The 12,411-nt window shown below is 60.5% G+C and carries 15 protein-coding genes; 5 read left to right on the forward strand and 10 right to left on the reverse strand.

The annotated features are described in order from the left end of the window. Window positions 1–124 precede the first annotated feature (124 nt). The gene (locus AC1DLT_RS09345; RefSeq protein WP_477486564.1) at window positions 125–475 is read right to left on the reverse strand and encodes a DUF2934 domain-containing protein; all 351 of its coding nucleotides are present in this window, start codon (window positions 473–475) and stop codon (window positions 125–127) included. 174 nt (window positions 476–649) lie between these two features. Here AC1DLT_RS09345 and AC1DLT_RS09350 point away from each other — a divergent pair, with 174 nt between their 5' ends. Then, window positions 650–898: a hypothetical protein gene (locus AC1DLT_RS09350; protein WP_051899820.1), complete on the forward strand. Its 249-nt coding sequence runs from the start codon at window positions 650–652 to the stop codon at window positions 896–898. 101 nt (window positions 899–999) lie between these two features. Here AC1DLT_RS09350 and AC1DLT_RS09355 read toward each other — a convergent pair whose 3' ends face one another. Continuing rightward, window positions 1,000–1,497: a YciE/YciF ferroxidase family protein gene (locus AC1DLT_RS09355; RefSeq protein ID WP_038545669.1), complete on the reverse strand. Its 498-nt coding sequence runs from the start codon at window positions 1,495–1,497 to the stop codon at window positions 1,000–1,002. Between the two features lie 85 nt (window positions 1,498–1,582). Beyond that, window positions 1,583–1,975, reverse strand: a complete 393-nt coding sequence (locus AC1DLT_RS09360) for a BON domain-containing protein (RefSeq protein ID WP_477486565.1) — start codon at window positions 1,973–1,975, stop codon at window positions 1,583–1,585. A 145-nt stretch (window positions 1,976–2,120) separates the two neighbouring features. Here AC1DLT_RS09360 and AC1DLT_RS09365 point away from each other — a divergent pair, with 145 nt between their 5' ends. Beyond that, window positions 2,121–2,450, forward strand: coding sequence for a hypothetical protein (locus AC1DLT_RS09365; RefSeq protein ID WP_038545666.1), 330 nt, complete (start codon window positions 2,121–2,123; stop codon window positions 2,448–2,450). A 41-nt stretch (window positions 2,451–2,491) separates the two neighbouring features. Here AC1DLT_RS09365 and AC1DLT_RS09370 read toward each other — a convergent pair whose 3' ends face one another. Further along, window positions 2,492–2,671, reverse strand: a complete 180-nt coding sequence (locus AC1DLT_RS09370; protein WP_477486566.1) for a hypothetical protein — start codon at window positions 2,669–2,671, stop codon at window positions 2,492–2,494. Between the two features lie 193 nt (window positions 2,672–2,864). Beyond that, complete coding sequence (locus AC1DLT_RS09375) at window positions 2,865–3,065, reverse strand: hypothetical protein (protein WP_477486567.1); 201 nt, start codon at window positions 3,063–3,065, stop codon at window positions 2,865–2,867. A gap of 110 nt (window positions 3,066–3,175) precedes the next feature. Here AC1DLT_RS09375 and ku (AC1DLT_RS09380) point away from each other — a divergent pair, with 110 nt between their 5' ends. Beyond that, entirely contained in the window at window positions 3,176–3,982 is an 807-nt protein-coding gene (gene ku / locus AC1DLT_RS09380; RefSeq protein ID WP_477486568.1) for a non-homologous end joining protein Ku, read from the forward strand. 18 nt (window positions 3,983–4,000) lie between these two features. On the opposite strand, the gene ligD is transcribed toward ku (AC1DLT_RS09380), so the two are convergent. Both ligD and ku (AC1DLT_RS09390) read right to left on the reverse strand, forming a co-directional pair. Beyond that, window positions 4,001–6,529, reverse strand: a complete 2,529-nt coding sequence (gene ligD, locus AC1DLT_RS09385; protein WP_477486569.1) for a DNA ligase D — start codon at window positions 6,527–6,529, stop codon at window positions 4,001–4,003. 2 nt (window positions 6,530–6,531) lie between these two features. Further along, a complete protein-coding gene (ku, locus tag AC1DLT_RS09390) occupies window positions 6,532–7,383 on the reverse strand; it encodes a non-homologous end joining protein Ku (protein ID WP_247031052.1) in 852 nt (283 codons plus the stop codon). Window positions 7,384–7,585: 202 nt separating this feature from the next. On the opposite strand from ku (AC1DLT_RS09390), the gene AC1DLT_RS09395 reads away from it, so the two are divergent. Continuing rightward, window positions 7,586–8,077, forward strand: coding sequence for a sigma-70 family RNA polymerase sigma factor (locus AC1DLT_RS09395; protein WP_080719211.1), 492 nt, complete (start codon window positions 7,586–7,588; stop codon window positions 8,075–8,077). 112 nt (window positions 8,078–8,189) lie between these two features. Here the strand turns inward: AC1DLT_RS09395 and AC1DLT_RS09400 are convergent, their stop codons facing one another. After that, window positions 8,190–8,915 (reverse strand): glutathione S-transferase, encoded by a 726-nt coding sequence (locus AC1DLT_RS09400; protein ID WP_477486570.1) that lies wholly within the window; start codon window positions 8,913–8,915, stop codon window positions 8,190–8,192. Between the two features lie 2 nt (window positions 8,916–8,917). Next, complete coding sequence (locus AC1DLT_RS09405; protein ID WP_477486571.1) at window positions 8,918–9,553, reverse strand: UdgX family uracil-DNA binding protein; 636 nt, start codon at window positions 9,551–9,553, stop codon at window positions 8,918–8,920. Window positions 9,554–9,723: 170 nt separating this feature from the next. Between AC1DLT_RS09405 and AC1DLT_RS09410 the strand changes: the two genes are divergently transcribed. Beyond that, window positions 9,724–12,066, forward strand: a complete 2,343-nt coding sequence (locus AC1DLT_RS09410; protein WP_477486572.1) for a glucose/quinate/shikimate family membrane-bound PQQ-dependent dehydrogenase — start codon at window positions 9,724–9,726, stop codon at window positions 12,064–12,066. 66 nt (window positions 12,067–12,132) lie between these two features. On the opposite strand, the gene AC1DLT_RS09415 is transcribed toward AC1DLT_RS09410, so the two are convergent. Then, on the reverse strand, window positions 12,133–12,408 hold the full coding sequence (locus AC1DLT_RS09415) for a BON domain-containing protein (RefSeq protein ID WP_477486573.1): 276 nt from the start codon (window positions 12,406–12,408) through the stop codon (window positions 12,133–12,135). Window positions 12,409–12,411: the final 3 nt, after the last annotated feature.

Raw genomic sequence — 12,411 nt, forward strand, 5'->3', positions numbered from 1 at the left:
AGCCACGGCCAAGTTCAGACGCAAAAGCCATTTCGATTTTTCCAGGGTAAATAAGTCTGCGGCCGCGATGATGTCAGTCGCCGCGACCAATAACGATAGTGATGAAGTTGGGTGACGGGCGGCGTCAAGCGCCAGCCGGAACCTTCTTGGAGCGCTTCTTGGCCGGTTCGACGGCTTCCGGCATGGCAACGGCCGGTGCCTTGGACGTTGTCTTCGCCGGAGAAGCCTTGGCTGCGGCCGTTTTCACGGCCGGTTTCGGAGTTGCAGCCTTCGCCGCCGCTTTCGGCGACTTCGCGGCGGTGGCTGACTTGCCGCGCGACCCTGCCGCAGGCTTCTTAGAAGCGGTCGGCCCGAGCGTCGCATATTCCAGCTTGGCCCGCTCCCAATGCTCCCTATCCTTGCCTGAGGGATAGCCTTCTTCTTCCCACAAAATGTAGGCCCGCTTTCTGATCCAGACTTCTTCGGATTCCGCCATTCTTGTCTCCATTCGCCCAAGCGCCGAAACGTGTGCGGCGCAGAAAAGTTCCCTGGTAAAAACGAAAAATCGCAACCCGGCCGAGACGCGGCCAACACTTGAAAAAAACTTCCCCGGAGGCGGAACTTTTGGCTGTCAAATATACTTATGGCCGCCGGGAAGGAGACACATCCAATGGGAAAGTACTGCGATATCGTCCCACACGCAACCGGCTGGGTCTATGTCATCGACGGCGTTCAGTCTGCGTCCTATTATCACACCTATGAGCTCGCCATGGAGGCTGCCAAAGCACATGTGGCACGCGACCGAAGCGGGCGGGTGGAGATTTTCCGGCGGCAGGCGCTGAACGGCGAAATGTTGCCGGTTCCCCCAATGCAAGGGAACCCGGACCCGTCGGCACTAAGGCGATCTTTCCCGGCTTGAGAAGGCCGGAAGGGAGGAAAAGCCCCGGATCGTCTCCGGGGCTTTTTTCGGGTCGATGAAAAGGCGCGGCCGGCGCCGCGCCTCTCATGGGATCGCGAATGTCACGCAGCTTTCTGGGCCGCGGTGTTCACTGCGGTCTTGGCGAGAGCCGTCAGGGCCTCGTCGGTCTTGCTTTCCTCGGCGAGCGTCTGTTCGAGAAGCGTTACGGCGTCCCGGTGACCGAGCTGCTGGGCCCAGGCACGCAGGGTGCCGTAGCGGCTGATCTCGTAATGTTCGACGGCTTGCGCTGCGGCGAGCAGCCCGGCGTCGAGAGCTGGCGTGCCCTTGAACTCGTCAAGGATCTCCTCGCCTTCTTCGATGATGCCGTCGATCGCGGGGCAGGTCTTGCCCTGGGCCCGCTTACCTATAATCTCGAAGACCTGCTTCAGGCGATCGATCTGACCTTCGGTTTCGTCCCTGTGTTTCTCGAATGCTGCCTTCAGCTTCGGATCCTGGGCGCCGCGTGCCATTTTCGGCAGCGCTTTCACGATCTGGCGCTCGGCGTAATAGATATCCTTCAGGGTTTCATGAAAAAGGTCGTCGAGGGTCTTACTGGCCATGGGTCTCTCTCCTTGTTGATGGGTGTTCTTATGGGGGGATTGCGAGACACCTAACGAGCGGAGCGCCTCGCGGGTTCCACGGAAATCAATGCCTTTCGGGGGCAATTCGAAGATTATTGCGGCAGCCGACGACACCCTCGATGTCGAGAACGACGTCTTCGGCACGGGTTTTGTCGGCAAGCTGAGCGACGTATCCCTCCAGCGTCACCTCGCCGTTCTCCACCGAGACCATCATGTTGGTCGGGTCGAGAAAGGCATCCTGGGTCAGGTGCTCATTGACGTCCTGTGCGATCAGATCGTCGGGTCGGTCGTAACCGTTCGGTGCCTTGCCGATCTGCTTTTCCTGTTCCGATCCCTCGGCGAAGATATTGGCTTCGCCCTGAAGATAACGGCTCGGGCGGCTTTCTGCCGGGCCCTCCCATCGAGGCCATTGCGAGGTCTCGCCGGGACGGCCAGCTTTCGGCTGCTCATTCTTCATCGGCTTTCTCCTTTTCAGGGGCATGATCGCCCGCAGCGGAGGAACCCACGGTTGCCGGAAAAGTTCCATGCGACTTGATGGAACCGGAACGCCCGAAACGCGTTTGGACCGTCAACTAGAAAAATGTTTACGACGGGAGAGACACATGCAGGACAGGCTGAAGATCTATCGGCTGGTGCCGACTGCTGCGCCACATGATCCGAACTGGCAGAACTCGCCACCGCATGGCGAGGTGGTGGTCAGGGCAAAGACCGCTGGCGATGCGCGCCTCGTGGCGAGCCAGGCGGAACTTGATTTCATGGAAATCGACGCTTCCCCCAGCGAAGGCAATTCGACGGAGATGGCGAGCGCCTTCCGTAGCGACAAGCTCTATACGGTGATCGAAGACAGCAGCGGGCGGTTTGCGCCGAATGGGCCGCGGTGCGTCATTGGCGGCCGTGTGCGCACGGACAACCTGATTTCCACCCAGCTCTGATGCTTGGGGCAGAAGTGCCCAAGAGGAAAAATAAAAAAATATCAGTCGGTACGATCGTCGATCTTTTCGGTGAGGGCCTTCTGCAGCGCTCGTGCCAGGTCAAGCAGCCGATCAGGAACCTCTTCCTTCTCGATCTCGGTCAGAAGGACCGAAACCTTGCGGCTGACCCGCCGTCCCATCCTGATGTCCTGTTCCGCAACCGGAGTGTCTTGTTTCGCCATCCCGACCTCTGACGTAATCACTACCGGCATCCGTTGCCGAAACAATAGGCGCCCGCCATAACGCTACATTAGCCTTCCATACATCAGGAAGGCTAACTTCGGATATCCCGAAAAAGTCACAGAGGACAAATGAAATAAGACGACTCCCTATCCAGGAAGCCGCCCAATTTGTTCCATAAGTTTTTCAGAAAGATCAGTGCCGGGGCGGTTTCGGCGTGCCGGAGGGGATCGATGTCACCGTGCTCGACACCGGATCGCTTGCCGGAAAGGTATTTTCCAGGCCTTCGTTGAGCTGTTCATCCAACTCCTTCTTTTCGCCGCGCTCGCGAGCCGACTGCTCGGCTTTTTTGTGCGAGTCTTTCTGCGCGGGGTTCGGGGTGCTGCTGGTGCTCATCTCGTTTGTCTCCTTGGCCTGTTTCGTCATGAAAACGGTTTGGTGCGAAAGTTTGTTCCGGAACCAAGCGGAGGCAGCGCGGGTTATCGGGCAAACGAAGGAGTTTTGTCGTGGCCCCGCGCGTATTCTGGAAAGGTTATCTGAAGCTCTCGCTCGTCACCTGCCGGGTGACGATGACGCCGGCGGTCTCCGAAGGCGCCAAGGTGCGGTTCCACAATATCAACCGCAAGACCAATAACCGCGTCCTCAGCCAGTATGTCGATGCGCAGACAGGCGAGGCGGTCGAGGATGACGATCAGGTCAAAGGGTATCCGAAAGGCGAGGACGACTACGTTCTTCTCGAAGACGAAGAGATCGAGGATGTCGGGCTCGAAAGCACCCGCACGATCGATATCGAGACTTTCGTGCCGGCCAGCTCGATCGGCTGGATCTGGTATGATCGACCGCATTATCTGGCGCCCGACGACGAGGTGAGCGCCGAAGCCTTCGCGGTGATCCGGGAGGCTATGGCGAAGACCAATACTGGCGGCATTGCCCGGCTCGTCATGTATCGTCGCGAGCGGGCGGTTTTGCTGTTGCCGAAGGACAAGGGGATCGTCGTCTGGACGTTGCGTTACGGCGACGAAGTCCGCGACGCCGACGAATACGCGGCCGAGAAACCGAAGGGGAGCGCCGGTTCCGAACATCTGGCGATGATGAAGAAGATCATCGACGAGCGCACCCAAGCCTGGAAGCCTTCAATGGCGGACGACCCGGTCCAGGATAGGCTGCTCGAAATCATCGCCGAGCGCAAGAAGAGCCGGAAATCCAGGAAGAAAGTCGAGGAGAAGGGACCCGAGCGCAGCAGCAATGTGATCGATATCACCGCGGCGCTGAAGAAGAGCCTGGAAGCGGAGCGGAAAGCGCCGAGGAAGTGAGGCGTCTCATCCCCGCTTCTACCGTTTCTTTGCCCTGAACTCGATCGGGGCTTCCGCCTTGCGAAAATCTCCCCACGGATCGCTCGTCTGCTGGGCGATGCGCGCCGGGGCGTTGATGACCGTGAAATAGTTGGGGCCGATCGCGCCGCCGAGTTCGTCCCACTCGACCGGCATGGAAACCGGTGCGCCGGGGCGGGCACGGGTGGAATAGGGGGCGACGGCAGTATTGCCGCGACCGTTGCGCAGGTAATCGATGAGGATCTTACCGCTTCGCTTCGACTTGGTGATCGTCGAGACATATTTGGCGGGATCGTCGCCGGCCATGCCGTCGGCGAGCGCCTTCATCGCCGCCTTCACTTCCGGCCATTCTGCCTTTGGTTTGACCGGTGCGACGACATGCAGGCCCTTGCCGCCCGAGGTCTTGACGAAGGCCACCAGCCCCATGTCCTCGAAACGACGCTTCACCTCATGAGCGGCAGCGATGATATCGGTCCAGGAGACGCCTTCGCCCGGATCGAGGTCGATATTGACCATGTCCGGCTTTTCCCAGTCGTCGAGGGTCGAGCCCCAGGGGTGGATTTCCAGCGTCGCCCCCTGGACGAGGCCGAGCAACCCGTCGAGGTTGCGGATGGTGATATCCTCTTCCGCCGGATCGGTGGGGTCCTTCACAAGCACGGCGTTCTTGGTCATGCCCTTCCAGCCATGTTTCTGGAAGAAGAGCGGTTTACCGATCCCATCCGGCCCACGCACCAGCGCCAGCGGGCGGTTGACGACGAAGGGCGCCATCAGCCGCCAGACTTCGGTGTAATAATCTGCAAGCCCGGCCTTGGTCACACCGGCATCTGGCCAGTAGACCCGGTCCGGATGGGTAAGATTGACTGTCCGTTTCGGTGGCTTCGGTTGTTCCGCTGCATTCACAGGTCCGCCCTCCCGGACGATATCCTTCGGATCCTTGTCTTCGCGCAGGCCCCGGAAGGCCGCGTGACGGATATGCGCATCCGCCGTCCAGCCGCGAAACTCCACTTCCGCCACCAGTTCGGGCCGCACGAAAACGACGTCCTTCTTTTCCACCGCTGCGAGCTTTTCGTCAAACGGGCTTTCGCCAGTCTGGATCTCCTGGAGGCGCTTGAAGAGCGATTGCGCCATGGCATTCGAATAACCGGTGCCGACGCGACCGGCATGCCGCAGTTTTCCCTTGTCGTAATATCCCATGACCAGCGATCCGATCGCCGTCCTCGAAACGGAGGAGGGGACAAATCCGGCGATCACGAATTCCTGTCGAGCCGAACATTTCGACTTCACCCAGTCGCGGCCGCGGCCAGGGCGATAGGGCGCATCCGATATCTTGGAAATGATGCCTTCCAGGCTCAGCCGGCAGGCATGTTTCAGAACCAGACCGCCTTCGTCGCTAAAATGCTCGCTGAAGCGCAAGGCCGGGCCGGTGCCGATCAGCAATGTTTCCAGCGCCTCCTTGCGCTTCAGAAGCGTCGCGCCGGTCAGGTCGTAACCGTCGAGATGCAACAGGTCGAATGCGTAGAAGGTGAACCGGTCGTCCCGGCCTTCGCTCAGGTCCTGCTGGAGCAGGGAGAAATCGGTGGCGCCGGAACCGGCCTCGACCGCTACTTCCCCATCGATAATCGCATCGGCCGGGCTAAGCTTTCCGAATTCCGCGATGATCTCGTCTCCGAACTTATGCGTCCAATCGAGCCCGGTGCGCGTCAACAGCTTTACCTTGCCATTTTCGATACGGGCCTGCAGGCGATAACCGTCGAGCTTAATCTCGTGGACCCAGCGTTTGCCGGAGGGCGCGCTCTTCACCAGGGTCGCAAGCTGCGGTTCGACGAAATCCGGGAGTTCGGCTTTCCTGGCGCCCTTAATCTTCGAGGCAGCGATGTCGGATTTTTCCGGTCCGGGATCGGATTTCGTCTTCGTCTTCGGTTTGGCCGTACTCTTTCCCGCCGGCGCCTTGCGGCCCCAGATTTCGTCCAGCGTCTTGCCCGATTTCACCGAAAGTGGCATCTCGTCGAGAATGTCCTTGTCGCCCTCGGCGCGGGCGAATTCGTCCTCGCCTTTCACCAGCAGCCAGTTCTCGCGTTTTTCGCCCTCTCTGCGGGCCATGCGGATCAGGTGCCAGCGGCCCTCCAGCTTCTCGCCCTTCAACTCGAATTCCATATGGCCTTTCTTATAACCCTTGTGTGGATCGCCGATCGGATCCCAGGTGCCGCGGTCCCACAGCAGCACCGCACCGGCGCCGTAATTGCCTTTGGGGATCATGCCTTCGAAACCACCGTAATCGAGCGGATGGTCTTCCACATGCACTGCCAGCCGCTTTTCGCCGGGAACGAAACTTGGGCCCCGGGTCACGGCCCAGCTTTTCAGCACGCCGTCCAGTTCCAGCCGGAAATCGTAATGCAGCCGGGTGGCGTCGTGCTTCTGGATCACGAAACTGTTGCCGGATGCCTTGGCCTTGCGGCCGCCGGAGACTTTTCCTTGAGGCTCCGGGGACACCTTGAAATTCCGCTTCTGATTATAGGTTTCGAGCGCCATGATCAGCTCGCCTTTCTCTGCGGGGCGGCAGTCTTACGAGGTACGGTTTTCTTGGCTGACTTCTTCGGTGCGGTCTTCTTGCCGCCGCCGGCGCTCTGTCGCAGTGCGTCGAGCAGGCTGGAAACCTTCTTCGGTTCCGGCTTCGGCTGCTTCCTGAGCTTGCGGCCCTCGATCTTCGCCTTGATCAGCTCGGCAAGTGCTGCCTCATAGCGGTCGTCGAACTCGCTCGGGTCGAACTCACCGCGTTTGGTGTCAATGATGTGTTCGGCAAGATCGAGCATCTCGCCCTCGATCTTGAAGCTCTTGATATCGGAGAAGATTTCCTTCGCCGGCCGGACCTCGTAGTCGTAGTTCAGTGTGCTGGCGATCAGGCCTTTTTCGCTGGGGCGGATCAGCAGTGTCCGCAGCCGCCGGAAGAGCACGGTGCGGGCGAGTGCAGCGACGTTCTTCTCCTTCAGCCCCTTGCGGATCAGCTCGAAGACTTCCGCGGCCGGTTTGTCGGCCGGCGCCAGGTAATAGGGTCGATCAATGAAGATGGTGTCGACGCCGTCGCAGGGAATGAAGGTTTCGAGCTCCAGCGTCTTGTCGCTCTCGGGTACTGCGGCCTTCACCTCGTCGGGCTCCAGAAAGACATATTGCCCGCTTGAAACCTCGTAGCCTTTGACGATGTCCTCGCTTTCGACCTGCCTGCCGGTGTCGGCATCGACCATCTGGCGGTGGACGCGGTTGCCCGTCTCCCGATTGATGATGTGAAAGCTGACACGGTCGGATGTCGAGGCGGCGGTATAAAGCGCCACCGGGCAGCTTAGTTCGCCGACCTTCAGATAGCCTTTCCAGTTTGCACGCGGTGCCATTCCGAACTCCCGGCAGAACTCCGTGAAAGCCCTATCAACAGGCCTGCCGGCCCGTTTGTTCCCTTGAGCGGTGCGCGGTTTTCGTCAGGAAGATGAACAGGGCGTCCATCTTGGCGGAACCAAATACGCGAGGCGTGCGTTTGCCCCCGTCATTCCAGCCATGAAGACTTCGGAGAGGTAGGCAACGGTGTCTGAATCACAGTTGAATGGTGATCCTGCACGTGCAGACATAGTAAGGCTTATCCCGGCTCTCCGCGCATTTGCCCGTACTTTCTGCCGCAATCCCAGCGATGCAGACGACCTGGTGCAGGAGACGTTGATGAAGGCGCTCGCCAATCTCGACAAGTTCGAGCCGGGCACCAAGTTGAAAAGCTGGCTTTTCACCATCATGCGCAACACCTTTTATTCGCGGGCCAAGGTACTTGGTCGCGAGGCGCCGGGGATCGAGGAGAACATTTCCGGCGATACGCCGGTCGCAGCGAGCCAGGAGGTTGCTGCTCGGGCGCAGGAAGTTCAGCGGGCGCTCCAGAAATTGCCTCCGCATTATCGCGAAGTGCTGACGCTGGTGGCGATCCTGGGCGAAAGTTACGAGGCGACGGCGGAGATATGCGATTGTGCGGTGGGCACGGTGAAAAGCCGCCTCAACCGGGCACGGCATCAAATTCTGCAGGAATTGGGAGAAGAAACGAACTGAGCTGCCTCATCCGGCAGCTTTTATGCTTTGGAGGTCGCCGTGAAGTTCACTTTGATCGCGGCGGCGATCGTTCTTGTGACGATCGCCCCGGTTTTCGCATTCATCTAGCAGATCAGGCCGGATCCTGGTCGAGATCCGGGTAATGCCGGAATATGCCCGACTCGTTGAAGGCGAGCCGGCGTTTCGACTTCAGATAGGCCACGATATTCGGACGCTCGGCGACCGCGTCGCGTAGTTTGGCGACATGGGGGTAATCATTATCGAAATTTTTCATCGCACGCGGGAAGGCATAGGCGAGACCTTTGGCGAGCTGGAAGAGCGACAGGTCGGCGTAAGTCAGGGTGTCGCCCACCGCATGGCCGCTCTTGGTAGGGTTTGCGGCGATGATACGGTCGAAATAGCCGATGAATTTCGGCACCCGGTGTTTCAGGAAGGCCTTGGAACGCGCCTTGGCCTCCTGCCTCTGATCCTCGTAGTAGTCGGCGGTGCTGATCGGGTGGTGCGTATCATGCACTTCCGCGAGGAAATCGGTGACCGTCAGCTGGAGGCCGTGGGCGAAGAGGCGGGATTTCTCGTCTTCCGGCACCAGATTCAGCTTCGGCCCGAGGTAATTGAGGATGTTGGCGACATGGGAGACGATCAGGTCGCCATCCTTGAGAAAGGGCGGTGCGAACGGCATGTCGTAACCGTGCTTGCCGTGCATATAATCCATCATTTTCGCAGTGCCGCGTTCGCCGCGGACTACGTCCACATAGTCGGCTCCAGCCTCTTCCAGCGCCAGCCGCACGAATTCACCGCGGCCCTGAAGGCCGTCCCAGTAATAAAGTTCGTAAGTCATAGTCACTCCAGAAATTCTGCGATCTTCTTCAAGTCTTCGACGAAGCAGGCCCGGTTGAGCTCTGCGTCCGGCTGATCCAGCGTCCTCAGCAGCGCCGAAGGATGGATGGTCACCAGTACCGGCAGGCCGTCCGGCGATCTCAACATCGTGCCGCGATCACGGGTCACTTTCGCCTGTCTTCCCAGCAAGGCATAAAGCGCTGTCGCGCCGAGCGCTACGGCAAGTTTCGGTTTGACCAGGCGCAGCTCCGCTGCCAGCCACCAGGCGCAGGCCTGGACCTCGCCGGTATTGGGTTTGGCATGGATGCGGCGCTTGCCGCGTGGAGTGAACTTGAAATGCTTCACCGCATTGGTGACGTAGCAGATATCGCGTTCGACGCCGGCTTCCTCCAGACAGCGATCGAGGAGCTTTCCCGCCGGCCCGACGAACGGCTTGCCCGCCTGATCCTCCTTGTCTCCCGGCTGCTCGCCGACAAAGAGCACCTTGGCCTTGGGCGGCCCCTCTCCGAACACGAGATGGGTGGCGTTCCTATAGAGGTCGCAACGCGTGCAGCTTTCCGCATCCTGCTCGACGTCCGGCAGTTTTTCGCCCTCCGCGCCCGATGTCTCGAAGGCTGGGCCTTTGCGCGATGTCAGCATGTTCGCACTCCTTGTAGACGGTTTAGAACCGGCTCGCCCGTCTGACTGTTCCTTTAAATTTGCATGGCGCGAATATGGGTTGGAACTTTTGCACAAAGGTTGGGTTGAAGGCTCGTCTGGTTTGGCAACGTTTTTCGCTCGAGATTTTCAAGTTTGGCAGGATTTTGAACATGGCTATCAGGATTACCGCGATCGTTTTTATTTTGATCGGTTTGGCGTTGGCCGTCGGCGGCGGACAACTGGTACTGCTCGGAGGCAGCGCCTATTACATTATCTGCGGTCTCGGCTTCGTGGTGACCGCCATCCTGCTTTTCCTCCGGAATGCCATGGCGCTCAGGGTCTATGCAGTTGTCGTGCTCGCTTCGCTCGCCTGGGCGATCTGGGAGGTCGGGCTCGACTGGTGGCAGCTCGGCCCGCGTGGCGGACTGATCATCCTCTTCGGTCTCTGGCTCCTGACACCCTGGGTTCGCACCCCGCTCGGCTTTTCGAGCCCGACCGGCATGCGCTACGGCGCCAGTGCCCTGCCGCTCGGTATTTCGCTGATGATCGCGATCGTCGTCGCCATAGTTTCGATGTTCCTCGATCCGCTCGACCGGAGCGGCGAGCTGCCGCAACAGTCGGTCGCTGCCGCTCCGCCGATGGGCGGCAACGTGCCGCCCGGCGAATGGCATCAGTATGGACGGACGCCCTATGGGCAGCGTTATTCGCCGCTCGACCAGATCAAGGTCGACAACGTCGCCAAGCTCACGGAAGTCTGGCGCTACCAGGCCGGGGACGTGAAACGGCCGGACGATGTGGGCGAGACCACTTATCAGGTGACGCCGCTCAAAGTCGGCAATTCGCTCTATCTCTGCACCCCACACAATCTTGCGATCGCGCTCGATGCGACGACCGGCAAGGAGAAGTGGAAATACGATCCGAATTCCGGCATGAACCCGGATCGCCAGCACCAGACCTGCCGCGGCGTCAGCTATTACAAGGATGCCGCCGCAGCGGCCGGCAGCCCGTGTGCGGAACGGGTCTATCTGCCGACCTCGGATGCGCGGTTGATCGCCCTCGATGCCGCGAACGGCCAGGTCTGCACCTCCTTTGCCGACAACGGAACGCTGCAGCTCACCAGCGGCATGCGGTACAATCCGGCCGGCTACTATTATTCGACCTCTCCACCAGCGATCGCCGGCAACAAGATCATCATCGGTGGTGCGGTCAACGACAACTATTCCACCCAGTCGCAATCCGGCGTCATCCGCGCCTTCGACGTCAATACGGGACAGCTGATCTGGAACTGGGATTCGGGCAATCCGAGCCAGACCCAGCCGCTGCCGCCGGGTCAGACCTACACGACCAATTCGCCCAACAGCTGGTCGGTGTTCAGCGTCGACGAGGAGTTGGGGCTTGTCTATGTGCCGCTCGGCAACCAGGTGCCGGATCAGCTCGGCATGGGCCGCAGCGAGAGCGTGGAGAAATATTCCTCCTCGATCGTCGCGCTCGATCTCAATACCGGTGCCGACCGCTGGGTGCGCCAGACGGTGCATCACGATCTCTGGGACATGGACGTGCCTGCCCAGCCGGTCCTCCTCAACATCTCGAGGCCGGACAATACGGTCGTGCCGGCTCTGGTCGGCCCGACCAAGCAGGGCGACATATACGTGCTCGACCGCCGCAGCGGCGAGCCGATCATCCCGGTCACCGAGGAACCGGCACCGGGAGGTGCGATCCCGGAAGATCGTACTGCGCCGACGCAGCCCACCTCAGCCTTGTCCTTCAAGCCGAGACCGCTCGAAGAACGGGACATGTGGGGCGTCACCATGTTCGACCAGATGGTCTGCCGCATCTGGTACCATCAGTACAATTATCTTGGCCGCTACACGCCGCCGTCGCTGAAGGGCTCGATCATCTATCCGGGCAATTTCGGCACATTCAACTGGGGCAGCGTCGCGGTCGATCCGGAACGGCAGGTGATGTTCGGCATGCCGACCTATCTCGCCTTCACCTCAAGGCTGGTGCCGCGTGCGGATATCCCGCCGAAGGCACAGGATCAGAAGGGCAGCGAACAGGGCCTCAACCGCAATGACGGCGCACCTTACGGCGTCTACATGGGTCCGTTCCTCGGGCCGCTGCAGATCCCCTGTCAGGCGCCGCCCTGGGGTTACGTCTCCGGCGTCGACCTGCGCACCGGCCAGATCGCCTACAAGCACCGCAACGGCACGGTCTATGACATGACGCCGCTGCCGCTGCCCTTCAAGGTCGGGGTGCCCGGCATCGGCGGGCCGATGATCACCAAGGGTGGCGTGGCGTTCCTTGGCGCTGCCGTCGACAACTATCTGCGCGCCTACAACCTCACCAACGGCCGCGAGCTCTGGAAGGCGCGGCTGCCGGCCGGCGGCCAGGCGACGCCGATGACCTATGCGGTCGACGACGGCCGACAGTTCGTGGTGATGGTGGCCGGCGGACACGGTTCGGTCGGCACCAAGCCCGGCGACTACGTGATCGCCTATGCGCTGCCGCGATAGACGCAGCCAAACGAAAGGCCCGGCCGTCCGACGCCCGGGCCTTTCCATTCACCATTTATCGGGAGTTTACATCGGGCGGTTGAAACGGAGTTCGTTGCGCACGGTGGTCACGCCGGCGACGTTCAGGGCCACTTCCTCGGCTCGTGCGATCTCGCTTTCCAACTGGACCGTCCCGCTCAGCGTTATCTCGGAACCGCGGGCGATGACGGCGACGTCGCTTGCATCGACGCCGCCAGCGGAAGCCAGGGCATCGGAAACCGCCCCTTCGAGCGTCGCGCTTGGAGGAAATTCTACTTCGACCTCAGGGGGCGTCTCGTGAAAATGCTGATGCTTCAAGACCATTGT

The sequence above is a fragment of the Neorhizobium sp. 05N33 genome, assembly GCF_056397445.1.